Raw genomic sequence first — 24,223 nt, 5'->3', positions numbered from 1 at the left:
GAACGGAGGACGCGCATGCCCACCCTGCAACTGGCCGAACTCACCCACGCCAACCGCCCGGCCCAGCTCCCGCTCCTGTCGAAGCTCGCCGACACGCTGGCCACCTCCCCGGCCGTCACCCACCTGATGGTCCGCGGCTCGCTCGCCCACGGCACCGCCGACCGCCTCTCCGACGTCGACTTCGTCGTCGGCGTCCACGACGCCCAACTGCCGGCCTTCGTAGAGGCGCTGAACGACCTCATGTCGATCGAGGCCGGCGCCCTGCTGCCTGGCTGGCGCGACACGATCGTCGCTGACCTCGGCGGAGTCGGGACGGTCTTCCTCATCCCGGACGAGGGCAGGCTGCACCAGATCGACCTCTACCTCGCGCCCGCCTCCCGCGTTCCGCACCTGCAGGCGACGGTGGCCACCGCCACGCTCCTCAACCGCCAGCCCGCACCCGCTACGCCGGAGGAGGTCGCGGTGGCCGAGCGCTTCGCCGCCGACTTCCTCGACCAGCCGCGGTCGTGCACCGAGCTGCTGATCGAGCACCTGGTGCTGGCCGTCCTGCTGCACAAGCGCATCAAGCGCGGTCAGCGGTTTGTCGCCTACGCGGAGTGGCACCGGCTCCACACCGCGACGAAGGACCTCATCAAGGCTGCCCTGGCCCCAGCCTCCCCGTTCTGGGGCTGGTACCAGCTGCGCGAGGAGATCGCCGTTACCCCGATCGGCCGGGCTTGCCTGGGCGACCTGGACGCGGCGATCAGCGGACCGGCCGTGCCGCTGGCCACCGACGTCGACGCGGCTATCGAGCGGATGCTCGCCCTGGTCGAGCGGGCCTGCCCCGAGGCCCTCGACGGCCTGGGCGACGCCATCGCCGCCTACCGCACCTACCAGGAGCTGGTGTGAACGCACTCCACCTCGCGGGCCCGGCCACCATCCGGGCCCGGGAGGGCCTGACCGCCGTGTTCTTCGGCGGCGTCGTCCCCGCTTCCGTCGAGGAGGAGAAGCTGGCCGAGGAGATCGGCCGGACCCTGGCCCAGGCCGGGTACTCGCTCCAGCACGGCGGCTACAACGGGCTGATGGAGGCCGCCGCGCGCGGAGCAGGCTCCCAGGGAGCCCTGGTCACGGCGGTCACCCTGATCGGCAAGCACGACGAGTGGGGTGCGTTCAACCCGCACGCCACCACCTCGGTCCACCTCCCCGACCTCGGCACACGGCTCAACCACTACCTGGAACACGCCGACCTGGTCGTCGCGATGGGTGGCGGCGTCGGCACCCTGCACGAACTGACCGCCGCGCTGTACTACGCGACCGCCATCCGGCCCGTACCGGTCTGCCTCGCCGGAGCGGCGGCCCTGCGCCTGCTCGACTTCCTGCGCGAGGAGAAGTGGCTGTACGAGACCCCGACCCGGCCCCTCGGCTTCCTCGCCACCACCGAGACCGCCGATGCCTTCCGCACCCACCTCGCCACGCTTGGCACCAACCCGATCGGAGGAGCATGACCACCAGCACAACGCTGGCCGGCCTCACCGCCCGGCTCGCCGAAACCGCTTGCGTCACCGCCCCGTTCAGCCTCGCCAACGGCCACCAGCTGGACGCCTACTTCGACGAGTACCGCTTGGCCTCCGACCCCGCGCTCCTGCGCGACACCGCCGCAGCCATGGCCAGCCTGGTCCCCGACGATGCCCAGCTTCTGGCCGGCATCGAGCTCGGCGGCGTCCCGCTCGTCGTCGCCCTCTCTGCCGCCACCGGTCTGCCTGCCGTCTTCCTGCGGCGCCGCCCGAAAGGCTACGGCTCCCGCCGCCAGATCGAGGGCGCTGCCCTCGACGGTCGCCGAACTGTCCTCGTCGACGACGTCGTCCGCTCCGGTGGCCAACTACTCACCATGGCAGGCACCCTGCGGATCGCCGGGGCGCCCGTCGCCGACGCGCTGTGCGTGCTGGAGCGCTCGCTCGGCGGTCGCGTGCTGCTGGCTGAGCACCGCGTCACCCTGCACTCCCTGCTGACCGAGGCCGACCTTCCGGTACCACTTGCGGGTGATGCTGCGTGAGGCGAGCCGTGCTCTTCGACCTCGACGGCGTCCTCGTCGACAGCCGTTCCGCTCAACTCGGGACCCTGGCAGGCTTCGCGACCTCCGCGCTCGGCCGCCGGATCACCGTCGCCGACCTTCCAGCCGCTGCGGCGACCACACCACGCGAGCAAGTGCTGGCCGGACTCGGGCTGCGTGGAGCGATCAACGAGGACAGCTGGGACGCGGCCACCGCGACCGCCAGCCTGCACACCGAGGTCTTCGCGTTCGTCGTGGACACCCTCACCGCCCTTCGGGCCGCCGGTGTCGGCACCGGCATCGTGACCCTGCGGAGCCGTCGCCGGGTCGGCTGGCTGCTGGCACCGGACATCCTCGAAATGCTCGACACCGTCGTCTGCTTCGAGGATGCGGCTCCCAAGCCCGCGCCCGACGGGCTGTTGCTCGCTCTGGGGCAGCTCGGCGTCGCGCCGAGGGACGCCGTGTTCGTCGGCGACATGGACGTCGACGTCCACGCCGCCCGCGCGGCAGGTGTCACGGCCGTCGGCGCGGGCTGGGGCTTCGCCGGCCCCGCCGCGCTCACCCTGGCCGGCGCCGACCTCGTCCTGCCGCATCCCGCAGAGCTCGCCGACGTACTGCTCCTTCTGGTGGGAGCGGAGCGGTCGCGCCAGGAATCCCAGCGATCTTGACTCCGGACCCGCTACTCTGGGTGGTGCAGCCTGCACAGGACCCCTGGGTCCGCGTCGGCTGCACCATCTGTGAGCAACGGATCTGGAGTCATGGTCTACACCGTGGGGGCGCGAGCTATCTGCGTCGAGCTGGAGAACTGAGAACTTCTCAGTCCCTGTTCTCGGCCCGGCTCGGCGTGTGATCTCCCCCACCCTCCACGACTCTTCCGTGAGGCCATACCGCCATGCGCTCGACGCAGATCCGCTCCACCTTCCTGGACTACTTCGCCTCCCGCGGACACCGTGAGGTTCCGTCCAGCCCGCTGATCCCCGCCGACCCGACCCTGCTGCTGACCAACGCCGGCATGAACCAGTTCAAGCCCTACTTCCTGGGCGAGGTCACCCCGGAGTACCCGCGTGCCACCAGCATCCAGAAGTGCGCCCGCACCTCCGACATCGACAACGTCGGCCGCACCAACCGGCACGCCACGTTCTTCGAGATGCTGGGCAACTTCTCCTTCGGTGACTACTTCAAGGCGGACGCCATCGCCTTCGCCTGGGAACTCCTCACCCAGGGCTATAACTTGGAGAAGGACCGCCTCTGGGTCACCGTCTACGAGGACGACGACGAAGCTGAGCAGCTGTGGCGCAAGATCGGCGTACCCGCTGAGCGAATCCAGCGCCTGGGCATGGAGGACAACTTCTGGTCGATGGGCGTCCCTGGCCCTTGCGGCCCCTCCTCGGAGCTCCACTACGACCGAGGCCCAGCCTTCGGCCCCGAAGGCGGCCCCGCCGTCGACGGCGAGCGCTTCATGGAGATCTGGAACCTCGTCTTCATGCAGTCCCAGCGTGGCGAGGGTGACAAGAAGGGCAACTTCCCGATCCTCGGCGACCTTGCCCAGCAGAGCATCGACACCGGCCTCGGCCTCGACCGCCTCGCCGCGATCCTCCAGGGCGTCGAGAACGTCTGCACCACCGACCTCCTCCTGCCGACCCTCAAGACAGTCCAGGAACTCGCCGGCCGCGACTACCTCGGCAGCGGTGAGGAGAAGGTCTCCTTCCAGGTGGTCACCGAGCACGCCCGTTCCATCGCCTTCCTCATCGCCGACGGCGTCCTGCCCGCCAAGGACGGACGCGGCTACATCCTGCGACGCCTCATGCGCCGCGCGATCCGCCACGCGCGCCTGCTCGGCATCAACCAGGACGTCCTCGCGCCGACCACCACCAGCGTGATTGCCAACCTCAGCGACGTCTGGACCGAACTCTCCGACCAAGCCGCCCTCATCGAGCAGGTCGTCACCGCCGAGGAGGAGTCGTTCACCCGCACCCTCACGCAGGGCACCCGGTTGCTGAACGCCGCGATCACCCGTACCCGTGAGAGCCGCTCCACCGCGCTGCCCGGCGAGACCGCCTTCGAACTGGCCGACACCTTCGGGTTCCCCCTCGAACTGACCGTCGAGGCAGCCCACGACGCCGGGCTGACGGTCGACGAAGACCGCTTCGCCACCCTGCTGGACGAGCAGAAGAAGCGCGCCAAGGCCGGCGGCAAGGCCAAGACCACCGAAGCCCTGCGCAAGCAGGACACCTACCGCGAGCTGTCCGCTCACCTGCCCCGCACCGACTTCCTCGGCTACGACCACCTAACCGCCGAGGTCACCGTCCTGGGCTTGATCTCCGACGGAGCCGTTACCACCACCGCCGCCGAAGGCACCGACGTCGAACTCGTGCTCGACCGTTCCCCGTTCTACGCTGAGGCCGGCGGCCAGATCGGCGACACCGGCACGCTGCGCACCACCGACGGCACCCTCCTGCGGATCACCGACACCCGATACGGTCTGGAAGGCTTCCGCGTCCACAGCGCCCGCGTGATCGAAGGCGAGATCCGCACCGGGGCGAGCGGCGAAGCCACCGTCGACGCCGACCGGCGCAAGGGCCTCATGCGCTCCCACTCGGCCACCCACATCCTGCACGCCGTCGTCCGCGCCACTCTTGGCGACCACGCCCGCCAGCAGGGATCCCTCGTCGAACCCGACCGGCTCCGTTTCGACTTCGCCCACTTCTCCGCCGTCACCCCCGAGCAGCTCGCTGCGATCGAGGCCGCCGTCAACGGCCACGTCCTCGACGACCCGGCCGTCCGGGCCTGGCATGCCGACCGCGTCGAAGCCGAGGCCGCCGGCGCCATCGCCCTGTTCGGCGAGAAGTACGGCTACACCGTGCGCATCGTCGACATCGGCGACTTCTCCCGCGAGCTGTGTGGCGGAACCCACGTCGGTCACGGCTCCCAGGTCGGTGCCTTCCGCCTGCTCAGCGAGTCCTCGGTCGGTTCTAATCTCCGCCGCATCGAAGCCTTCACCGGCCACGGCACTCTCCGCCACCACGACACCGAGCGCCGACTGCTCGAAGAGGTCTCCACACTTCTCGGCACACGCCCGAAGGATGCCCCCGAGGTCCTGCACAAGCGCCTCGACGCCCTGGCCACCATGCAGCGGGAGCTCGCCCGCCTGCGCGAGGCCGACCTACGGAGCCAGTCGGAACAGCTCGCCTCGGACTCCCGCCAGGTACCCGGGGGCCGGATCGTCTCGCAGCGAGTCACGGGGCTGGGGGCGGATGGCCTCCGCGTCCTCGCCGCCGGCACAGCCGACCGCCTCCGCAACGACCGCGCCGTAGTCGTCCTCGGGACCGAACACGACGGCAAGGCCCTGCTCGTCGCCGCCATCACGCCCAGTCTTCTCAGCGACGGAGCCGAGGCCAGCCAGATCCTCGCCGGTGCTGCCCGCGCGGTAGGCGGCGGAACAGGCGGCACGGGCCCAGTCGCCAACGCCGGAGGCCGCCGCGTCGAAGCCCTCGACGAGGCCCTCAGCATCGCGGTCCAGGAGGCGACCCGCGCCCTCAACCAGTAGACGCCTACGCGCATGACCACGCTGCGAGTGGCGGCTTCCACGCGGGGCCGCCACCGCCCGCAGCATGCCTCCCGCCGGCCCCGATCAGCGCTCCGACAGGTTCTTCACCAGGACAACGCTGTCGTAATTGGTGACGTCCCACCGCCACGTGCCCACCGGCACGTATCCACGCCGGCGGTACCAGCCGACCAGCTCTCTCGCCTGGGACGACGTGTCGATCACGACCTGCCCGCAACCCAATGCGGCAATCCGCTCCTCTGCGAGCGTCAGCAGCCGCTGCCCCAGCCCGGTGCCCCGCTGGGACGGCTCAACCGCCAGCTGCCAGAACGACCCCGCGCCCGCCGGAGCCGGGTAGCCCTCCGGGGCCGCGAAAGGAGCCGTCACCGTCACCGTCGCCACCATCGCGTCCCCCTGGAACGCCACCCAGCACTCACCCTTGCCCAGGCGGTAGGCCGTGTCCTGCAGGGACTGGTAGGAGGCAAAGAACACCCGCCCAGCGGCGGCGTGATCGGCGTATGCGAGATGCAGCAAGCGGGTCAGTTGCTCCACCGAGTCCCCCTCAGTGAATCGCCGCACGGTGCCGAGGCCAAAGGGGCGGTCTCGGGCCGCCGGATCAGTTGATCGAAGAGTCACAGCAACAGTGTCGGCCGAACGCTGACCTACGGCCTGCTGGGTGATCGGTGCTTCGGCCAGAACCTCAGTGGTAACCCAGCGTGGACCACTACAGTTGTTTCCATGAGCGACTCCGACGCGCCTGAGGTCGTTGCCCAGCCGCGTACCGCCGCCGGCGTGCTGTTCTTCGACGAAGCTGACCGCGTGCTCCTGGTGAAGCCCACGTACAAGCCGGGATGGGAGATCCCGGGCGGTTACCTCCACCTCGGTGAGACTCCGAGCGAAGGCGCGGCCCGGGAGGTCAAGGAGGAACTCGGTATCACCCCGCCCATCGGCCGACTCCTCGTCGCGGACTGGGCACCCCACCCGACCGAGGGCGACAAGCTGCTCTTCGTCTTCGACGGCGGCATCCTCCCGGCCGACGAGCGAGCTCGGATCAACCTGGACGGAATGGAGATCGGCGAGTACGCCTTCCACACCGCCGACCAGATCGACACGCTCCTCATCCCTCGTCTGGCCCGGCGAGTCCACGCTGCCGTCGCCGCTCGATCTCGCTCGGCGACTGCTTACCTGGAGCACGGGACACCTCACCCCTGACCACTACGGCTGGCCCGCCGCGGCTCGGTACGCGCGGCGCGCATCGACCAGTTGGGCGCCAGGTTCTGATGACAGCAGTGTCGGCGGGGGTCTGGCCCGGAGGCCGACCTACCGGTTTCGGGTAGCCAGGATATGGAGAAGCGCCACCAGGGTGCCGGAGCCCATCAGCTTCCCCTCCGCCATGAGCGCCGGAATGTCGGCCAGCGGCACCCATGAGATGAGTCCAGCCTCCTCGCCGTTCTCGGGCTCGCCCACCAAGGTCGCTCCCTCGCCGACGAAGACCTCGTGGGGGGAGTCCACCATCCCGACCATCGGCTGGAACGTCACCACGTGGTCAAGGCCGTCCGGACGCCAGCCGGTCTCCTCCTCCACCTCACGCAGCGCCGCCTGCCGGCCGTCCTCCCCGGGATCGACGATGCCGCCCGGAAGCTCCCAGCCCCATGAGTTCGGCACGAAGCGGTATCGCCACAGCATCAGTACGCGGTCTTCGGAGTCCAGGACTGCCGCTATGGCCACCCGCTTCAACCTGACCACGTGATGCTCGAACCGTGGAACTCCCGGCGGCTCGACATGCACCAGGGCGAGCTGCACCCAGGGGTTGTCGTACACCACTCGGTCCCCGTGGATCCGCCACGGCTCGAGCTCGCCCGCCTGATTGCTCATCAGCGTTCACATCCCGGTGTGAGAGCAGCGACGGCCCTAGTTGACCACAATGCTCCGCGACCCGAACACGTGACTGCGGGTCTGAACCGGCCAAGTGCAGACCACGCCGCCCGCTACAGTCGCAGTCGCGAGCGACCCTGATGCGCCCGAGGCCGTAGCTGGAGCGACAGGCCCCGCCGGGCAGCAGGTCAGAACGGCTCGAAGCTCGGGTTGACCGGACCGATCTCGCCGCGCTCTGCCAGTTCGTTCAGATCTTCCGGCTCAAGGAACTCCAAGGCGTCCGGGTCAATGCCGTGATGCGGGTCCACGTCGCGCAAGCGCTTGACGAAGGAGAGAACGAAGTCAGTGAACGGCCCGTCGAAGACCACGGGCTCGGTCCCATTGATGTTGGTGACAACCTTCCAGCGGTCCGGCTCGGGGTCGCACGGCCAGAAGAAGTGCTCGTCGCCGGAGTAGTCGTATCCCCAGGAGATGAGGCCACCCGGGTCGGGGTGGAACCGGAACGGATACTCGTCCGAGTCACGTCGCCACGACTGGCCGAACGACTCGTGGATCTTCCGCATCCTCGTCAGCAGCGGACTGGAACCTCGCGGGTGGAAGACGACCAACTCGCCGCAGATGACGCCCGTGCCATAGGCGTTCAAGAAGGCCTTGAAGTCGCTGGGCAGCGCCGAGCCGACGTAGATCTCCACCTCAGCCCAGGCTTCCGGAGACGGTTCACGAGCGGGGGGCTGGCCGAAAAACTCCACAAGATCATCCAATCCCGCCATGCACCCTACCTCGCTTGATCGTCCGTTACCGGCGGCAAACCTATGCCGACGCTGCAGGGGGCATCAAGCGTGGAACGGGTCGGGAGGAGCCGGTCCGGATGGGCCTACTCTGAACGTCGATCGCGCTGAGGCGTTAAGCGCCACCACGGAGTTGACGTCGGTGCCACGAACTACGCTGGCGGCCATGGACTGGCTCGATCGGGTGGCGAAGTTGCGGCAGTGGACGAACAACGAGGTCCGCGCTCCGCACAAGCCGTTGTTGCTGCTGTATGCCCTCGGCAGCTTCCAGCAGGATGCTGATGGTGAACTGCGTTACAGCGCGGTCGAGGAGGAGCTCAAGCGGCTGCTGGTCGAGTACGGGCCCCCGAACCCGACGACTCCCGCGTACCCCTTCCATCATCTGGTCAGTGACGGCGTATGGGAGGTCAGGACCGATCGTGGGCAGGGAAGCCCGGGGAGCGGGGGCCGGGCACTCCGTTCCAGCGGAGCCACCGGCAGGCTCGTGCCGGAGTTGAGGACAGCGCTCGCCAAGGAGCCTTCGCTCCTGGGGCGGCTGGCCAGAGTGCTGCTGGACATCCATTTCCCGCCGTCGCTGCACACCGATCTGTGCGAGGCCGTCGGACTCGACCTGGAGCTGGCCGAGACCGGGCCCGCGGCCGGCCTGCCGGGTGGTGCGGAGACCGCTGCGCGACGGCAGCGGGATCGGCGGATGCGTGAACTCGTACTGACGGCCTATGAGTTCCAGTGCGCCTTCTGCGGCTACGACGGGATGCTCGGCGCGAGCAGCGTCGGGCTGGAGGCCGCGCATGTGCGCTGGTGGTCATACGACGGTCCGGACGAGGTCGACAACGGCCTGTGCCTGTGTTCGTTGCACCACAAGCTCTTCGACAAGGGTGTCCTGGGCCTGGGCGAGGGGCAGCGCGTTCTTGTCTCGCAGCGTTTTGTCGGCCGCAGCGAGGCGAGCAGGCAGCACGTGCTCGCGCTGGCCGGGCGGCCGGTCATCGGTCCGCAGGCGGGCCTTCCACCCGTCGCCGGGCGGCATCGTGAGTGGCATGCCCGACAGGTCTTCCACGGTGTACCCCGTACGCCACTGGAGCAGTCTGCGCCGGCTCGATGACAGCTGGTCGGCCGCGCAGCGTGTGATTGGCGCGGACGGCAACGCGGCCGTAGGGGTGTTGCGTTCCGCAGCCCTTACGCGAGAGCGGGCGTCCCCAGGACGCCGAGAAGGGTCGTTCCCGCCACTGGAGATGCCGCTGCCATCTGCCGGAGAGCTTCGCCTTGAAGGTAGCGGTAGCTCTGTGGCGGGTGGAACGCTCCGGTGGACCGCAGCGCGCTGAGCGGCACCGGCTCTTCGAAGGTAACCGGCTCCTCCAATGTGAGACCGCTGGCCTGGGTGGCGCCGCTCATGTACTCGTCGTACTCGCGCCGGGTAATCCCGGTACGGGAACGGCTGGCGGACCAGACCTCCCGCGGGGTGCCGACCTGGACGGCAGCGACACGGGCCATGCCCACCAGGGCCATGGTGGGCGCGGTGGCGTAGAGCACGACGGGCGTTCCGGGAGGAACGGCGACTCGCTGGCGTCGCACCTCGACCGTCTTGCTGCCCGCGAGGATCGCGGTGGCAAAGCGCGGGTGGACTGAGAGCAGGAGTGCGCGTTCCATCTCGTTCACGTCCGTCGGTGCCCTTCCTGGTAGACCGCCTGGAACAGCCTGTTGTCGATCTTCGTCAGCGACATCAGGGACAACCGTAGCCCCAGGCCGTCCGCCAGCGAGGTCAAGCGCCGCAACGTCACCGGTTTGGGGAAGAGCTCGGTGTCCGAGAAGCGCAAGGCCATAGCCTTGCCTGACGATCTGTCGGTGATTGCTTGGATCTCATCCTGACCATATACGCCCAAGTGTTCGAATCGCGCACGCAGGGCCTCGGCTGTGTCGACAACTACCTCCTCCAGCCGTGAGCAGCCAATCACCAACTGTCCTTCCTGGTGGGACAGCCCCTGGCTGACGTACCAGAGCAGGCGGGCCGGAACGCTCTCCCCTCGGTGCCCTGGCGAGCGGTAGTAGACGTGCTCCCTGCTGATACCAAGTTCGTTGCGCCGTGGCAGCAGCATCGTGGGCACGTTGAAGAGTTCTGTGGACCAGCGAGGGGCGATCGGCACGATCAAGGACGGCAGCTGCGAATCCATGATCTTCGCCGGCCACCAGGACCGTTCAGCCACGCTGGCAACTTCGGCCGACAGCTCAGCGGGGAGGACATCCGCAGCTTTGCCCAGCTCCCGTGCTGCCAAGGCGGCTGCATTGGTGACCGCTGCCGCTGTTCCGCAGATGTCCACCAGCAGCGTTGCCTGGCCGCCGGTGTGCTCGAAGAAGCCGTCGTCGCTAGCTGCTGCCCGCGCGGTGGCTGATACGAAGGGGTCGGTGATGCGCACGACGTGGGCGCCGGATTCGCGAGCGCTCTGCTTTAGGGTGAAGAGCAGCTGCCGCGCCAGGGTCTCCTCCAGCGGATGGGCGGCGGTGCGCAGAACCGGGACGGTCAGCGTGCGGCCGTCGATCGCCCAGGCGTACAGCGCGACCGGGTGCCCGCTGCCGTCGCGAATGAGTTCGCGGCGCCAACTGAGTGAGTCCCGCACCAGGGCCCTCAGGCGCTCGACGAAGGCTGAGCCGCTGTCGCCGCCCGTCTGTTCGAAGAAGGCCGCCAGCTCGGCCTCTGCGCCCGGCACGACCTCGTTGATCCGGAACTCGGTGCCCATCAGGCCGGCTGGCCGATAGACCTGAGCCTGTCGCAGCTCGTCCACGTGCAGTGTCACCACTGACGGTGCCACCACGTGGACCCCGGCGACTGCCCAGGCCACATCCGCCAGCTGCGTGAGCAGCGGATCGCGGGTGGCCAATACCTGCAGTCCGGCGGCCGAGGTCTCGGCGACGTAGCGCAGCCGTGCTTCCAGCCCGGACCGTTCGGTGAGGGCAGGAAAGGCCGCGACTGCGGCGTTCAACAGATCGCGACCGCAGGTGGCGGCGGCCTCGGGATCGGGGGTGATCTCCCGCAGCCCGGTGAGAGCCGAGCGCTGGTGCTGACGCTCGATGGTGTCCTCGATCGCGCGGACCTCGTGATTGATCCGAGGCGTGATCGCCACCTCGACCAGGTCGGCCATCCAGTCGGCCGTGAGCGCCTGCGACTCGGCCGCGTCGGGCGACAGCGCCTTTCCATGCAGATCCGCGAAGACGCCGTGGTCCACCACGACGGTCAGCAGGGCATCGCTGTCCACCTCGGCGAAGAGGCTCGGGTGCCGGAAGTCCAACCACCAGGCATCCAGTATGTCGCCGCGGCGACTGCGACCCTTGACCTCGCCTCGCGGATTGAATCCGAGGCTCTCCCACATCCCAGTGAGCCCGTAGTCGCGCCGACACTTGGCCTTGATCCCGAACCGCTGCCCGTGGCCGGCCCGGATCGCCTCCACCAGGTGACGTGCTATTCCCTTGCCTCGGTGCTCCTGGGCAACGCAGAGATGGGCCAGCCGCACATGCGGGGTCCGCTTCGGGAGCCCGAACAGCGCGTAGCCGACGACGACGTCACCATCGACGGCAACGAGCAGCCCGCCGTCGTCCGCCATCTTCTCGTAGGCCGGTGGAGTCATCAGGCCCAGCGTCTTGGTATAGCGATCACCCAACGCGATCGCCGCAGCGAGCAGTTCGTCTTGAACCCCCGACACAGGCACGACCTTGATCCCCATGGATCATCCCCCTCCCGCCAGCCACCCAGGTGGTATCGGCCCTAGCAATATCGACACGGAGAATCGGTTCCAACCAACGCTGCCTGGTCAGTTGCCAGCAGCCCGGGCTCGCCACCTCAGTGGATCTCAGTGGCCATGGTGCAAGTCGCCAGCTGAGAGGCCATCCAAGGGCTAGCGCTCCGGCCCTCCTGGAGCGCCTTCTCGACGCCTGTGCCACCGCCACCGTTGGCGTCCGCGTGGTCTTCGCCGCCCCCGGCACCCGCCCCATGGGCGGCAGCGCCAGTGACGGAGCTCGGTTGGTGTTCTTCCAGGTAAGGGTTTTGCGTGGGCGGCTGGTGTCGCGGCCGACGATCAGTCGCCCAGAAGATCACCGGCGTGCTCTGCTGCGAGGATCTTCCAGGCGGGAATTCGCACCGTTCGAATGATCGGGTTACAGCTGACGCCCGGTGTGCTGGGGAGCAACCCGGGAAGTAGGGCGGCCTGGGCGTGAAGCAGGCGCAGGTGGCGGGCAGCGTCCTCGTCGACGTCTGGTCCTCGGTCGATGAGGAGAGCGATGTCGCCCTCGTTGGTGGTTACCAGGAAGTCGCAGTGATGGCCGTCCGCACGAACGTCTCGCTGAACGCGTTTGTGACCGGCCTTGATCAGGTGGGCGTGAAGCATGTCGCCGAGTTGGTCCACGCGCGCGGCCAGTTCCGGAAACGCGAAGGGCCCGTCTTCGGCCGACTGTTGGGCGAGTGTGGCGGGAAGTCCGGGTTGCCCGGACCAGAACGCATGGTCGCCGACGGTAATGAGCTGGGCCTTGGCACGAGTGATCGCGACGTTCCACAACTGTGCTTCTCGGCTGAGCCAGTTGACGGTACGCCGTGGCATGGTGGCATTGGCAGCCAGGCTCAGGACGATGACGTCGCATTCACCGCCTTGGAACCGGTGAACCGTGCCGATCGCGACGCGGGTGCCGTCCAACTGGGCTTGGAGTCGCTTGCGCTGCTCCCGGAAGGGCGTGATGACACCGATTGTCGCGTGCGGGGGGAGGGCGGCTGTCAGGTCGTTGACGACCTCCTGGACCTGTCGGACTTCCGAGCTGTTGTACCAGGACCCCTGGGGACCGGGCAGGGGCTGGCTGTTGGACACGTCAATCCAGCGCAGCGGCGTCGCGGATTGGCCTGCACCCGGCCGTTTCAGCTTGCGGACATCGGTGAGGACGCGGAGCCTGCCCGCGTAGCAAGCACGGTTGGGAATCTCGGCAATATCGGGGTGGCAGCGGTAGTGCTCATCGAGGAAGATCGGCTCGCCAAACGCGTGGGCAGCAGCGTCAAAGGCCGACGCCGTCGTGTAGCCGAGGCGGCGTTCTTCCAGCCAGGATGCACTGAGCTGGGCATGGCGCCGGGCGTCGCGTTCAGTGCCGACCGTGAGACTACTGATGTGCCCCAGCTGAGCGGGGTCGCCGATGATGAGAGCTCGCTTGGCGCGGAACAGGAGCGGCATCACCGCAGGGATGGAACACTGGCTGGCCTCGTCGATGATGACAAGATCGAAGTGGCCTGGCGCCAGGTCGAGTTGTTGGACGGAGTGGGTCGTCACGGCCCAACTACCGAGGACGCTCATCAGGTCGCGTTGGGTGCGGCGCAGGTCGCGGCCGCGTTGGAGGGCGCTGAGCCTGGCCTGGATGAGCGTGCGGGCGGCCCGGACCCGCCCGTTGGTGGTGGAGCGGATCAGCCTTCCTGATGCCCGGCTGGCCTGTTCACCGGCGCGGGTGAGAGCGGCCATGGCCTGAGCGGCCGCGTCCGACGGCAGGAGGAGCAGGTCCTGGCGCAGCTTCCACTCGGCCTGGGCAGCATCGGCAAGCGCCGCGAGGGTGGCGGACACGGTGGCAGGGTCGGTCGCGCGGACCGTGAGGGCGGGGGCCGTGGTGCCGGCTGCATCGAGGGCCTTGAGCAGGACGGTGCTGGTTCGGCGTCTGCGCCATGGGCCCAGCACACGGGCGTCGGCGGCTTTGCGCGCCCGATGCCCCCAGCGGCGAAGCTGGTCGTCCTGTCCCGCCCAGACACTGGAGAGCGTGGTGTGCTCGGCGCCGACGTCGGTCAGCCTTCGGTTGCGCTCGGTCGCCGTGGCCACCAGCACGGCTTCGTGTTCCGTGACGCTTGCGAGGCGGGTGCGGGCGGCGGTCAGGGCGTCCCGAGCAATGCGCAGCTCGCCGCCGGCCGTGCCTGGCGAGCACTCCGGAGGTTCGCCGTTCTGAAGGAGGCGGGCCAGGTTTTCCGCTTCGCGGACGCGCACATCTGGGTTTCCGGTCCGCAGAAGCAGCCCCGGAGCGATCGCGGAGCAACGGCCTTCGACTTCGTCGACGGCTTTATTGTTGGTGGAGGCCACGGCGGTCTTCCAGCCGAGGTGAGCCGCGGTCTCCACAAGAGCGGTGACCAGCTGGCTCTTGCCCGTCCCGGCTGGTCCGGTTGCGACGGTCAGTCCGTTTCCGAGGACCGCACGGATGATCTCTTCCTGACGCTCGTTGAGGGGCTGGACGGAGACGATCGGGCTGCCGCTGAGATCCTCCACGGCTTTCCGGCGGCGACGGTTGTCGCGGTGGCGGTCGGAGATGAGGTCGGCCAGGGCGGTGTTCTCGATCTCGCTTGACCGGTCCGCGAGTTCGCGCAGGTTGGCGACAAGGCCGACGGTCGCGCGGTCGGCTCCTGAGGACGTCAGCAGTAGCGCGCAGTTATGGGCACCGGGGCGTACTTCGGCAGTGACGCTGTCGCTTTGGAGGAGGAGGGGGTCCAACGGCTGTATCTCGTCGATGCCGAGGATCTTCAGGAGCTGGCGGATGCTCTGGAGCATCTGGGCGGTGTTGCCGTGCTGCCAGTCAGGCTGCCACGAACTGGTGAGTTCGGTGATCTCGTGCGTCTCCAGGAACTCCTCGAGGACGCCGGGGTGCGGGATGGGCACACCAGCCGACTGCAGAATCCGCGAGCCGTAGTCGTCGGTGCTGAGTTCGAGCTGCTGGAGGAGCAGGGGCGCGAGTCGAGTGCCATCTGCGGTGCCCTTCCTGCGAGCTCCGCCAGCGGCTGGCAATGTGACGACGGGGTAGCCGTACCAAATTTCGGGGTCGCTGTCAGCGCTGCCGAGCGTGGTGCCGGGAAGCCGGCTGGGAGCCGGCATGGTCTGCCCAGCGCCTGACTGTAGGAGTTCTCGACCGCGGCCGAGGATCTCGTACTTGTCCTTCTGGCCACGGGACGGCAGCCAGTCGGCGGCCGCTTCCTTGGACATGCACGAGAGGTAGAAATCGGTAAGCTGCGGCCACCGGGCGCTGCCCCTGGACTCGTCGGCCGCCCTGTGTAGAGCTTTGTCGGGGATCGACGGCGTGGCGTCCCCGGGCTGCGGTCCGTGCCCGGGGAGGGAGACGGGCGAAGCGACGCTGCGTGCCAGACGCAGGGTGCCGGTGGCTGCGAGCATGGAGCGAGTGGGCTGCTGGCCACCGGGAGCGCGCAGTTGCTGGGAGACGTAGGTGAATAGGTCGTCGGTGGTGACCCAGTTCTTGTCGGTCATCCGCCCTGAGCGCAAGCCTTCGACGATCTCGCCCGTGAAACGGGAGGTGCCCAGCGTTGATCCCTCTGGGGCCTTCGCCGAAGCGCTCTGGCGTGCCCGGGAGGCAGTGATGACGTAGACACCGGAGGGCCTGAGCAGCACACCTTCGTCGGGAGCCTTGAGCGGGCCGGCGGTGGTGCCCTTGGCGGACCAGGACTGGACGGCGGCGCCGCTGTCACAGCAGTCCAGCAGGACGACGCGGGCCGTGGCGCGGCACTCCTGAAGCTGCTGGTGGAGGAACTCGGCGGCGACGGCGGTGTGGGACAGGTCGTCGGGATCGCTGTCCTGGGTGATGAAGTACAACTGACCATCGGCGGCGGAGTACTGACCGTGACCGCTGAAGTACAGCAGGGCGGTGTCGGTGCTGGTCCGTTCGGACAGGAAATCCTCGACGACACGCATCATCTGTGCGGCGGTCGGCTCGGCCGCAACTGTGCACGGGTTGAACATGCCGATGTCGGTCCGCTCGAGGACGGCCTGCATGTAATGAAGGTCGGCTTGCACGGCCGGAAGGTCCTGATAGTGGGGCGCGTCGTAGGCGCTGACGCCGATGAGAAGAGCGTGGCGATCGTTGTCCTGCATCTCTTAGCTGCCCTCGACCTCGCGCGGCGCGTCAGAGGCACAGAACGCCTTCACCACGTCGGCGTCTTCGCGCTGGGTACGCCCGTCGATTTCGAGGATGCTGCCATCGGCACGCTCGATCCGGAGACGGCGTGCAGGTACCCGGGATAGCCACAGTTGGATGGCGGCGATGCCGAGGCCGCTTCCCTCGAAGATCAGAGAGAGGATCTCGGAGGTGCTCGGGCCCTTGGAATCGGAGTCAGGCGTGCCGATGCGGGTCTGCCGTGTTTCGGTGGGCACACCGTCGTGAGTCAAAGCCTCTTGAAGAGACCGAAGGTCGCGCGCCTCCCGCAGCGGATCGTCGTCCAGGACGGTGACGGTCAGACGTGTGGCACCGAGCGGGCTGGCCATGACTCCCCCTTGAGACTGGCTCGTGGCTACTGATTCAGGGCTGCCTGATGACAGTGCGTTTTGATGCGTACCCTACCGGTGTGCAGTCCATCTGCTGGGTCCGATTCGGTAATCTGTGGAATTCTTGGCCAGTGACTGGCGCATGTCTGTGGGCTCATTGCCGCTACGAGCTTGTGCGGTGTTCCGGCACGTGGCCCGCAGTTGCGGGCGTCCTTGGCCTGACCAGCAGATCTGACGCCGTGGTAGGTATGGGGTGACCGGACTCACCGACCCTTGGCTTGATAGGTCTTCCTCCACCGAGCGCGATGACTCAGATCTCCTTGGCCGGCTCCGCTGACCTGGGTTAGCGCCTCCAGGGTGGTGCCGTTGTTCCAGACGCCGAAGTGGTCGCGATGGATGGCGATGATCCCGTTCTCCTGGGCGAAGGTCTCGGCGGGGCGCGTGAAGCGAGTGGTGGCGACGAAGATGGCGATGTCGGCCTTGAAGTGCTGCTTGGCACCCAGGAGGTCGCGCACCTCACGGCTCGCAATGGAGGCGGTGGGTGTGTAGCGCTTGCACTGGATCACCATCTTGCGGCCATCCGGCAGGCGGCCGAGCACGTCAGCTCCGTTGTCGCCGGCCCCTCCTACTCGCTGGACCTCGGAGCAGCCGTCTCGGCGGCAGAGGTCGGCGACCAGCTCCTCGAACTCGGTGCCGGTCATCTTGTCCACGTCGGCGAGCGTCCGGTGGCCGGCCCGCACCAGCTCCTCGGCCCGCCACTTCCGATCGCCGCTGCGAAGGAGGCGGTCAGTGCGCCATAGCCGCCACCCCAGTGCGCCAACACCACTGATCCCGGCTGCGCCGAGGAGGTACGGCCAGATCAGCGACCAGAAGGCCGTGAGGAGAAGCAGTAGCACAACGGTGCCAACGGCGGCTGCCTTCCACTGGTTGTTCGGGCGCTTCCGCGCGGATGAGCGACGTCCGCCTCGCTTGGCCATGCGGTCCCCCTCCCAAGATCCCGGTCAGCAGTGTTAGGCACGGAGCGGGCTCGTGGGAAGACCGCCTCGCAACTCGTCGCCCCAGGAGGCGGTTCTGTGGGCTTCCTACGACTGGTCGTGATCGTCGATGGCAAACTGGCTGTCAGGTCTGTGAACTGGGCGCTCGGCGTGAGAGGCTGAGGGGCGGCGGCACGTCGTCCATGAGCCCGCGAGCGAGCGCTGATCGGGGGACCTGATCAGGCCGTGCCAGATCCGTGCCAGAACGGGCGGCGAACGATGGTCCGCAGTGGTCAGAACTGATCGCCTCATGTGCCCACCTGGCCAGGTATCGCCGCAGGTCAGGGCCTCTTTCGGGGCCGAAGGCCCAAGGATTCCCAAGCTTATAGCGCGAGTTCGATTCTCGTCGCCCGCTCTTCATGGCGAAACCGCAGGTCTTCGGATCTGCGGTTTCGCTGTTTTTCGGGGCGGATTCGGGGCGGGGCCAGGGCTGCCGGCTTGATCGGGTTCCGCGTAGCATGCGCCGGGTGGCGGGGGTGGATGTGGGGGCGCGGGCGGGGTGGCCGGCGCGGGGGCTGGTGGGGGCGGCGGCTGCCGCGGTGGCTTCGGTGCACCTGTTGAAGGGGCTCGCGCGGGTTCCGGGGGAGCCGGGGGCCGGGGTGGCCGTGGTCGTGGCGTGCGTCGTGCTGGTGGTGGTGCAGCTGCGGCACAGTTCGTCGGCGGTGCGGCGGGTGCTGGGGGTGGTGCCGCCGGGGGTCGGGACGGCGGTGGAGCTGGCCGTCGGGTACGTCGCGGTGCTGGGGTTCGGGGTGTCGGTCGGGTTGCTCTGTCTCCCGGCCGCCTCGTTGCTGCTGGAACGGCGCCGGGTGCTGGTGCCGCTGTTCGGCGCCGCCGCGGCCCTGATCGAGCTGGTGCGGTCGGGCAGTGTGCGGGACGCCGTCGACATGACGCTCATCGTGGCGATCGGCGGCGTGATGCTGTACGCCGTCACCACGCTCGCGCTGTTCGCGGCGCGGGTGCACGCGGCCCGGCTCGCGCTGGCGGCGGCCGCGGTGACCGGCGAGCGGCTGCGGATCGCGACCGGGCTGCGGAGCGGGCTCGCCGAGGGGTTGGAGGAGGTCCGCGATCTGGCGCTCCGGGACGATCCGGGCGTCCTGGCGGACCTCATCGGCGCGGCGCGGCGGACCCTGGCGGCGACCCGGGCCACGGCGGCGGAGCTGCGCAGCCTGTCGCTGGCCCCCGAGGCGGCGAGCGCCAGGGCGCTGCTGGCGTCCGCGGGCATCACCGCGGACCTGCGGGTCGGGCACTCGGAGCCGCTCGGGCCGGCCGGGACGGTGCTGGCGGCGGTGCTGCGTGAGGCGGTCACGGCGGTGGTGCGGGTCGGTGACGCGCGGCGGTGCGAGATCGTCACCGGGGAGCGGGCCGGGCAGGTGGTGCTGCGGGTGGTCAGTGACGGCGTGCCGACGGCCGCGCTCGGCGCCGATCTGCTCGACGGCCTCGCCGACCGGGTCCGTGAGGTCGGCGGTGGGCTGACGGCCGGTCTGGAACCGGACGGGCGCTTCGCCGTCGAGGCGGCGGTCGCGGCCACGCCCGCGCCGGCGGACGCGGCCGACCCGCCCGAGCTGCGGACCGTGCTCGGCCTGTACCTCCTCGTCCTGGGCACCTTCTTCGTCAAGGCCGTGCTGCTCGTCCCGGTGCCGCTGCTCGCGCTCGGGGCACCCTGTCTGCTGGTCTTCTGCCTGCTCCAGATCCGCTTCGCGACGCAGGACTCGCCGCGCCACGCCCGGCTGGTGCTGCTCGCCTCGGCGGTGATCGCCCTCGTTCCGCTGCCCTGGTCCGGGCGGAACTGGATCGGCGCGGTCGGCATCCTCGCGGGTGCGCTGCTGTTCGCCCTGCCGCTCCGGGCCGGCGCGGCTCTCGCCGTCGCGGCGGCGGTGGCCGGCGGTGTGCTCACCGGCGGCGGGCCGGTGCCCGTGCTGCTCGCCGTCGTCGACGCCCTGATCACCTGCGTCGTGGTCTACGGCGTCCTGCGGCTGGCCCGGCTGGTGCGGGAGCTCCAGCGGGCGGGGGCGGGGCTGGCCCGTGCCGCGGTGGTGACCGAGCGCCTGCGCGCCGCCCGCGACCTGCACGACCTGCTCGGCCACGGACTGACCGCGATCCTGCTCAAGGCCGAGCTGGCCCGGCGGCTGGCGGCCACGGACGCCGACCGCGGCCGGGCCGAGCTGCGGGACATCGTGCGGCTGGCCGAACGCGGCGAGACCGAACTGCGGACGGTGGTGAGCGACAGCCCCCGGTTGTCCTTCGAGGCCGAACTCGCCTCGGCCGCCGGGGTGCTGGAGGCGGCGGCGATCACGGTGGAGGTCGACGACGTCCCGGTGCCGCCGGCGGCCGGCGCCGTGCTGAGCGTGGTCCTCCGGGAGGCGGTCACCAACATCCTGCGGCACAGCGCCGCCCGCCACGCGCGCATCGCCACCTCGGTGGCCGGGGACGCGGTGCGGCTGGAGGTGGAGAACGACGGGGCGCCGGACGGCGTCAGCGCGCCCGGCTCCGGGATCGGCGGGCTGACCGTCCGCCTCGCCGCGATCGGCGGCACCCTGGCGGCCGGTCCGGACGACGGCTGGTACCTGCTGCGCGCCGAGGTGCCCGCGGGCTGAGGCCGGTGCTGCGTGGGGCGTTCACCGCGGGCTGACGCCCGGAGCGCCGGGGGAACGGGCGGGCGCGGCGGCTACAGCCAGCCCGCCTCACGCGCGATGCGTACCGCGTCGGTCCGGTTGCGGGCGTTGAGCTTGCCGACGACCGCGGTCAGCACATTGCGGACCGTCCCCGTCGACAGGTGCAGCCGCGCCGCGATCTCCGGCGGCTCGGCGCCCTCGGCCAGCTCCCGCAGCACGTCGTTCTCCCGCGGTGTCAGCGGGTTGTCCGCGAGGTCCCAGGCCGCGACGGCGAGCCCCCGGTCGAGCACCCGGCCGCCGCCGGCCACCTGCCGGATCGCCGCCACCAGTTCCTCCGGCGGGGCGGTCTTCAGCAGGAAGCCGTCGACCTTGGCGTCCAGGGCGCGGCGGAGCAGTCCGGGGCGGCCGTTCGAAGTGAGCATCAGGGTCCGGCAGTTCGGCACCTTCTCCTTCAGCGCCGCGGCTGCCTGGAGACCGTCGGTGCGCCCGGGCATCTCGATGTCGAGCACCGCGACGTCGGGCAGGGCGACGAGGGCGCGCGGCACCACGTCGTCGGCCGAGCCGGCCTGGGCGACGACCTCCAGGTCGGGCTCCAGCTCCAGCAGTGCCACCAGCGCGCCGCGCACCACGTGCTGGTCCTCCGCCAGCAGGAGTCTGATCATGCGACGACCCTACCCGTGACGATGTCACGGGTCGCTCGTGATCCGGTCCCTGGGCCGGGAGTTCGCGGCTCGGCAGGCTGGAGGCATGAGCGAAGCGATCACGTTGGAAGCTGTGAGCAAGGTGTACGGCAAGGGGCGGGGGGCGGTCGCCGCGCTGCGCGAGGTGACGGTGCGGCTGCCCAAGGGCGGCTTCACCGCGGTGATGGGGCCCTCCGGTTCGGGCAAGAGCACCTTCCTGCACTGCGCGGCCGGGCTGGACCGGCCGAGCTCCGGGACGGTCCGGCTGGGGGACACCGACCTGTCGCGGCTCAGCGAGACCAAGCTGACCGAACTGCGCCGGGAGCGCGCGGGGTTCGTGTTCCAGTCGTTCAACCTCGTCCCGTCGCTGACCGTCGAGCAGAACATCACGCTGCCGCTGCGCCTGGCGGGCCGCCGGGCCGACGCGGCCCGGCTGGCCGCGCTGGTCGGGCGGGTGGGGCTGCGGGAGCGGACCGGACACCGCCCGGGTCAGCTCTCCGGTGGCCAGCAGCAGCGCGTCGCCATCGCCCGGGCGCTGATCTCGGACCCCGAGGTGCTCTTCGCCGACGAGCCCACCGGCGCCCTGGACACCATGACCGCCCGCGAAGTCCTGACCCTGCTCCGGCAGACCGTCGAGGAGCTCGGCCAGACCATCGTCATGGTCACCCACGACCCGGTCGCCGCCTCCTACGCCGACGAGGTGCTCTTCCTGGCCGACGGCCGGGTCGCCGACACGATGTCCGCGCCGACCGCCGCCAAGGTCGCCGACCGCATGATCCGCCTGGGAGCGTGGAACCGATGATGTTCAGCTTCGCCGTAGCCACCCTCCGGCACCGCAAGGCCGGATTCGCCGGGGCCTTCGTCGCCCTGTTCTGCGCCGCCGCGCTGGTCTGCGGCTGCGGGACGCTGCTGGCCACCGGGCTGCTCGGAGGCGTCCGGCCGGAGCGCTACGCGGCCGCGCCGATCGTGGTCGCCGGGGACCAGGACGTCCACCAGGTCCAGAACAAGGGCAAGGGGAAGGTCAAGGAGAAGGCCAAGCCGATCGCCGGCCGGGCCTGGGTGCCCGCCGCGCTCGCCGACCGGATCGCGGCGCTGCCCTCGGTGCGGTCCGTCAGCACCGAGGTGACGTTCCCGGTGCTGCTGCCCGGCGGCCCCACGGCGAACTCCTGGGGCCACGGCTGGGAGTCCGCGCCGCTGGCCGGCCTGACCCTGGCCTCGGGTACCGCGCCGTCCGCCGCCGACGAGGTCGTGCTGGACGCGGGCACGGCCGCCCGGACCCACCTCGCCGTCGGCTCCACCGTGCGGGCCCGCACCGCCGGGGGGACGCTGACCGTGCGGGTCGTCGGCGTCACCGCCCAGGTCTTCGACGCCCAGGCCGGGGTGTTCTTCGCCCCCGAGCGGGCCCGGCAGCTGGCCGGCCACGACGGGCTGTTCAGTGCGATCGGCGTGTTCCCGGCGGCGCCCTCGGCCGCCGCCGACGTCGCGGCCCTGCTCCGGAGCACCCCGGCCGGCACCGCCGCCGCCACCGGTACGCAGGCCGCCCCGGTCGCCCTCGCCCGGACCGGCGACGACCGCGGACCGGTGGAGTTCCCCGACGCCGCCAACGCCCAGGTACGACTGGTCAGCATGGGCGGTGTGCTGGGCGGCACGTCCCTGCTGGTCGCCCTGCTGGTCGTGGTCGGCACCTTCGGCCTCTCGATCCAGCAGCGTCAGCGCGAGATCGCGGTGCTGCGCGCCGTCGCCGCGACCGGTCGACAGGTCCGCAAGATGATCGGCGGCGAGGCGCTCGCGGTGGGGCTGGCCGCCGGGGTGCTGGGCGCCGCCGCCGGCCTGCCGTTGGGCAGTTGGCTCCGGGACCGGTTCGTCGCCCTGGACGTGATCCCCGCGAACCTCCCCGTGGTGCTCTCCCCGTTCCCCGCGATCGCCGCCGCCGGCGCCACCCTGCTGGCCGGCTGGGGCGCCGCCCGGATCTCGGCCCGCCGGGCCACCGCGATCAAGCCGGTGGAGGCCCTCGGCGAGGCCGAGATCAAGCCGCCCCGGCCGGGCTGGGCGCGGATCGTCCTCGGCGTCGTCGCGGCCGCGGGCTCCGTCGTCCTCACCGCCGTGCTCACCGTGCTGCACTCGGACCAGGCCTCCACCCCGGCCTGCTTCGTCGCCGTCCTGCTCTGGTGCACGGCGCTGTCCCTGCTCGGCCCGCTGGTGGCCCGGGCCGGGGTCGCGGTGCTGGGCCTGCCGCTGCGGGCGTCCCGGGTCGGCGGCTACCTCGCCGCCCACAACCTGCGGGCCGCCGCGCACCGGCTGGCCTCGGTGGTCACGCCGCTGACCCTGCTGGTCGCGATGGCCTGCACCATCCTGTTCACCCAGACCACCGTGGACGGCGCTGCGGGTGCGCAGCGCGACCGCGGCAGCGTCGCCGACTTCGTGGTCGGGCCGCGCGTCCCCGCCTCCGCCGCCGCCTCGGTCGCCGCCGTCCCCGGCGTGCGGACGGTGACCCGGGTGCTGCACACCCAGGTCCGCGACGGCCTGACCAGGCGCAGCGTGCAGGCGGTCACGCCCGAGCGGCTGACCGACACCCTGGACCTCGCGGTGACCGCGGGCGATCTCGGCGCGCTGGCGGACGGCACGGCGGCGGCCGCGGACGGGCTGGGCTACCGGCTCGGCCAGCGGGTCCGGCTCACCCTCGCCGACGGCACCCCGGCCGAGGTCACCGTCGTCGCCCTGTACGCCCGGGGCCTGGGCTTCGGTGACCTGACGCTGGCGCACGGCCCGGTCGCCGCGCACGTCGACGTCCCGCTCGACGACAACCTGCTCGTCCGGGGCGAGGGGGTCTCCCGGGAGGCGCTGGCCTCGGCGCTGCGGGCCGAGCCCGGCATCGGCGTCCTGGACCGCGCCGCCGCGCAGTCCGCGGGCAACCGGGTGAGCGCCCAGATCGGCTACGTCACGCTCGGCCTGATCATCGCCTTCGTGGCGATCGCCGTGCTCAACACCCTCGCGATGAGCATCACCGACCGCCGCCAGGAGTTCACCGCGCTGCGGCTGATCGGGACCACCCGCCGCCAGGTCCGCCGGATGCTCGGCTGGGAGACCGCGGCCTCCGTCGTGATCGCCACCGTGCTCGGACTCGGGATCGCCTTCGCGGTGCTCACCACCTACGCCCAGGGCATCACCCGGGGGACGGCCGGGGTCGCCGTGCCGGTGGGGCAGCTCGTGATCGTCGTCGCCGGCGCGGCCACGCTCGCCGCGGTGGGCACCTGGCTCCCGGCCCGGGTCGCGCTGCGGGCCGGGGAACGGGCGGCCTGAGCGGGCGGCTCCGAGTGGTCGGCCCGAGCGGACGCCCGGTACGGCGGGACCTCCGGGGACGCCCGAGGACGCCGCAGCCGCAGGTCACCCGACCTGCGGC

18 protein-coding genes and 1 pseudogene are annotated in these 24,223 nt (G+C 70.3%); 10 read left to right on the top strand and 9 right to left on the bottom strand.

What is annotated here, in order from left to right:
• The first annotated feature begins 15 nt into the window (after nucleotides 1–15).
• From ABT263_RS06985 to alaS, 5 genes are all read left to right on the top strand, one after another.
• Nucleotides 16–888 carry a hypothetical protein gene (locus ABT263_RS06985; protein ID WP_352288423.1) on the top strand — a complete coding sequence of 291 codons (873 nt, stop codon included), beginning with the start codon at nucleotides 16–18 and terminating at the stop codon, nucleotides 886–888.
• On the top strand, nucleotides 885–1,484 hold the full coding sequence (locus ABT263_RS06980; RefSeq protein WP_352288421.1) for an SLOG cluster 4 domain-containing protein: 600 nt from the start codon (nucleotides 885–887) through the stop codon (nucleotides 1,482–1,484). Before ABT263_RS06985 ends, ABT263_RS06980 begins: the two co-directional genes overlap by 4 nt.
• Nucleotides 1,481–2,032, top strand: a complete 552-nt coding sequence (locus ABT263_RS06975; RefSeq protein WP_352288418.1) for an orotate phosphoribosyltransferase — start codon at nucleotides 1,481–1,483, stop codon at nucleotides 2,030–2,032. Before ABT263_RS06980 ends, ABT263_RS06975 begins: the two co-directional genes overlap by 4 nt.
• Nucleotides 2,029–2,697, top strand: coding sequence for an HAD family hydrolase (locus tag ABT263_RS06970; protein ID WP_352288416.1), 669 nt, complete (start codon nucleotides 2,029–2,031; stop codon nucleotides 2,695–2,697). Before ABT263_RS06975 ends, ABT263_RS06970 begins: the two co-directional genes overlap by 4 nt.
• Nucleotides 2,698–2,921: 224 nt before the next feature.
• Nucleotides 2,922–5,576, top strand: coding sequence for an alanine--tRNA ligase (gene alaS, locus ABT263_RS06965; protein WP_352288414.1), 2,655 nt, complete (start codon nucleotides 2,922–2,924; stop codon nucleotides 5,574–5,576).
• An 84-nt stretch (nucleotides 5,577–5,660) separates the two neighbouring features.
• Here the strand turns inward: alaS and ABT263_RS06960 are convergent, their stop codons facing one another.
• A complete protein-coding gene (locus ABT263_RS06960; protein ID WP_352288411.1) occupies nucleotides 5,661–6,125 on the bottom strand; it encodes a GNAT family N-acetyltransferase in 465 nt (154 codons plus the stop codon).
• A 186-nt stretch (nucleotides 6,126–6,311) separates the two neighbouring features.
• Between ABT263_RS06960 and ABT263_RS06955 the strand changes: the two genes are divergently transcribed.
• Complete coding sequence (locus ABT263_RS06955; RefSeq protein ID WP_352288409.1) at nucleotides 6,312–6,785, top strand: NUDIX domain-containing protein; 474 nt, start codon at nucleotides 6,312–6,314, stop codon at nucleotides 6,783–6,785.
• A 108-nt stretch (nucleotides 6,786–6,893) separates the two neighbouring features.
• Here ABT263_RS06955 and ABT263_RS06950 read toward each other — a convergent pair.
• Together ABT263_RS06950 and ABT263_RS06945 are read right to left on the bottom strand one after the other, a co-directional pair.
• Nucleotides 6,894–7,430 (bottom strand): annotated as a pseudogene (locus tag ABT263_RS06950) (NUDIX hydrolase); the annotation flags it as partial.
• A gap of 206 nt (nucleotides 7,431–7,636) precedes the next feature.
• Nucleotides 7,637–8,140 (bottom strand): hypothetical protein, encoded by a 504-nt coding sequence (locus ABT263_RS06945; RefSeq protein WP_352288407.1) that lies wholly within the window; start codon nucleotides 8,138–8,140, stop codon nucleotides 7,637–7,639.
• Nucleotides 8,141–8,402: 262 nt separating this feature from the next.
• On the opposite strand from ABT263_RS06945, the gene ABT263_RS06940 reads away from it, so the two are divergent.
• On the top strand, nucleotides 8,403–9,335 hold the full coding sequence (locus tag ABT263_RS06940) for a phosphorothioated DNA-binding restriction endonuclease (RefSeq protein WP_352288404.1): 933 nt from the start codon (nucleotides 8,403–8,405) through the stop codon (nucleotides 9,333–9,335).
• 74 nt (nucleotides 9,336–9,409) lie between these two features.
• Here the strand turns inward: ABT263_RS06940 and ABT263_RS06935 are convergent, their stop codons facing one another.
• The 5 genes from ABT263_RS06935 to ABT263_RS06915 all read right to left on the bottom strand — a co-directional run bounded on the left by ABT263_RS06935 (nucleotide 9,410) and on the right by ABT263_RS06915 (nucleotide 17,474).
• Nucleotides 9,410–9,880, bottom strand: coding sequence for an ASCH domain-containing protein (locus ABT263_RS06935; RefSeq protein WP_352288623.1), 471 nt, complete (start codon nucleotides 9,878–9,880; stop codon nucleotides 9,410–9,412).
• A 5-nt stretch (nucleotides 9,881–9,885) separates the two neighbouring features.
• Complete coding sequence (locus tag ABT263_RS06930) at nucleotides 9,886–11,946, bottom strand: GNAT family N-acetyltransferase (RefSeq protein WP_352288401.1); 2,061 nt, start codon at nucleotides 11,944–11,946, stop codon at nucleotides 9,886–9,888.
• 351 nt (nucleotides 11,947–12,297) lie between these two features.
• Nucleotides 12,298–16,107 carry a caspase, EACC1-associated type gene (locus tag ABT263_RS06925; RefSeq protein ID WP_352288398.1) on the bottom strand — a complete coding sequence of 1,270 codons (3,810 nt, stop codon included), beginning with the start codon at nucleotides 16,105–16,107 and terminating at the stop codon, nucleotides 12,298–12,300.
• A 3-nt stretch (nucleotides 16,108–16,110) separates the two neighbouring features.
• Nucleotides 16,111–16,497 (bottom strand): effector-associated constant component EACC1, encoded by a 387-nt coding sequence (locus ABT263_RS06920; RefSeq protein WP_352288396.1) that lies wholly within the window; start codon nucleotides 16,495–16,497, stop codon nucleotides 16,111–16,113.
• Nucleotides 16,498–16,760: 263 nt separating this feature from the next.
• The gene (locus tag ABT263_RS06915) at nucleotides 16,761–17,474 is read right to left on the bottom strand and encodes a restriction endonuclease (protein ID WP_352288394.1); all 714 of its coding nucleotides are present in this window, start codon (nucleotides 17,472–17,474) and stop codon (nucleotides 16,761–16,763) included.
• A 656-nt stretch (nucleotides 17,475–18,130) separates the two neighbouring features.
• On the opposite strand from ABT263_RS06915, the gene ABT263_RS06910 reads away from it, so the two are divergent.
• Nucleotides 18,131–20,125 (top strand): histidine kinase, encoded by a 1,995-nt coding sequence (locus tag ABT263_RS06910; RefSeq protein ID WP_352288392.1) that lies wholly within the window; start codon nucleotides 18,131–18,133, stop codon nucleotides 20,123–20,125.
• A 71-nt stretch (nucleotides 20,126–20,196) separates the two neighbouring features.
• Here ABT263_RS06910 and ABT263_RS06905 read toward each other — a convergent pair whose 3' ends face one another.
• On the bottom strand, nucleotides 20,197–20,805 hold the full coding sequence (locus ABT263_RS06905; protein ID WP_329488698.1) for a response regulator transcription factor: 609 nt from the start codon (nucleotides 20,803–20,805) through the stop codon (nucleotides 20,197–20,199).
• Between the two features lie 85 nt (nucleotides 20,806–20,890).
• Here ABT263_RS06905 and ABT263_RS06900 point away from each other — a divergent pair, with 85 nt between their 5' ends.
• Together ABT263_RS06900 and ABT263_RS06895 are read left to right on the top strand one after the other, a co-directional pair.
• Entirely contained in the window at nucleotides 20,891–21,625 is a 735-nt protein-coding gene (locus ABT263_RS06900; protein WP_352288389.1) for an ABC transporter ATP-binding protein, read from the top strand.
• Complete coding sequence (locus tag ABT263_RS06895) at nucleotides 21,622–24,123, top strand: FtsX-like permease family protein (protein ID WP_352288386.1); 2,502 nt, start codon at nucleotides 21,622–21,624, stop codon at nucleotides 24,121–24,123. Before ABT263_RS06900 ends, ABT263_RS06895 begins: the two co-directional genes overlap by 4 nt.
• The last annotated feature ends 100 nt before the right edge of the window (nucleotides 24,124–24,223 follow it).

The organism is Kitasatospora sp. NPDC001603 (genome assembly GCF_040298365.1).
GTDB lineage: Bacteria > Actinomycetota > Actinomycetes > Streptomycetales > Streptomycetaceae > Kitasatospora.
Note: the sequence above shows the minus strand (reverse complement) of the source record. Positions and strands in the feature narration are given on the sequence as shown.

Coding starts and splice junctions, on each gene's coding strand:
- ABT263_RS06985 (WP_352288423.1), top strand. CDS start 16: ATGCCCACCCTGCAACTGGCCGAACTCACCCACGCCAACCGCCCGGCC.
- ABT263_RS06975 (WP_352288418.1), top strand. CDS start 1,481: ATGACCACCAGCACAACGCTGGCCGGCCTCACCGCCCGGCTCGCCGAA.
- alaS (WP_352288414.1), top strand. CDS start 2,922: ATGCGCTCGACGCAGATCCGCTCCACCTTCCTGGACTACTTCGCCTCC.
- ABT263_RS06955 (WP_352288409.1), top strand. CDS start 6,312: ATGAGCGACTCCGACGCGCCTGAGGTCGTTGCCCAGCCGCGTACCGCC.
- ABT263_RS06940 (WP_352288404.1), top strand. CDS start 8,403: ATGGACTGGCTCGATCGGGTGGCGAAGTTGCGGCAGTGGACGAACAAC.
- ABT263_RS06935 (WP_352288623.1), bottom strand. CDS start 9,880: ATGGAACGCGCACTCCTGCTCTCAGTCCACCCGCGCTTTGCCACCGCG.
- ABT263_RS06930 (WP_352288401.1), bottom strand. CDS start 11,946: ATGGGGATCAAGGTCGTGCCTGTGTCGGGGGTTCAAGACGAACTGCTC.
- ABT263_RS06925 (WP_352288398.1), bottom strand. CDS start 16,107: ATGCAGGACAACGATCGCCACGCTCTTCTCATCGGCGTCAGCGCCTAC.
- ABT263_RS06920 (WP_352288396.1), bottom strand. CDS start 16,497: ATGGCCAGCCCGCTCGGTGCCACACGTCTGACCGTCACCGTCCTGGAC.
- ABT263_RS06915 (WP_352288394.1), bottom strand. CDS start 17,474: ATGGCCAAGCGAGGCGGACGTCGCTCATCCGCGCGGAAGCGCCCGAAC.
- ABT263_RS06905 (WP_329488698.1), bottom strand. CDS start 20,805: ATGATCAGACTCCTGCTGGCGGAGGACCAGCACGTGGTGCGCGGCGCG.
- ABT263_RS06900 (WP_352288389.1), top strand. CDS start 20,891: ATGAGCGAAGCGATCACGTTGGAAGCTGTGAGCAAGGTGTACGGCAAG.
- ABT263_RS06895 (WP_352288386.1), top strand. CDS start 21,622: ATGATGTTCAGCTTCGCCGTAGCCACCCTCCGGCACCGCAAGGCCGGA.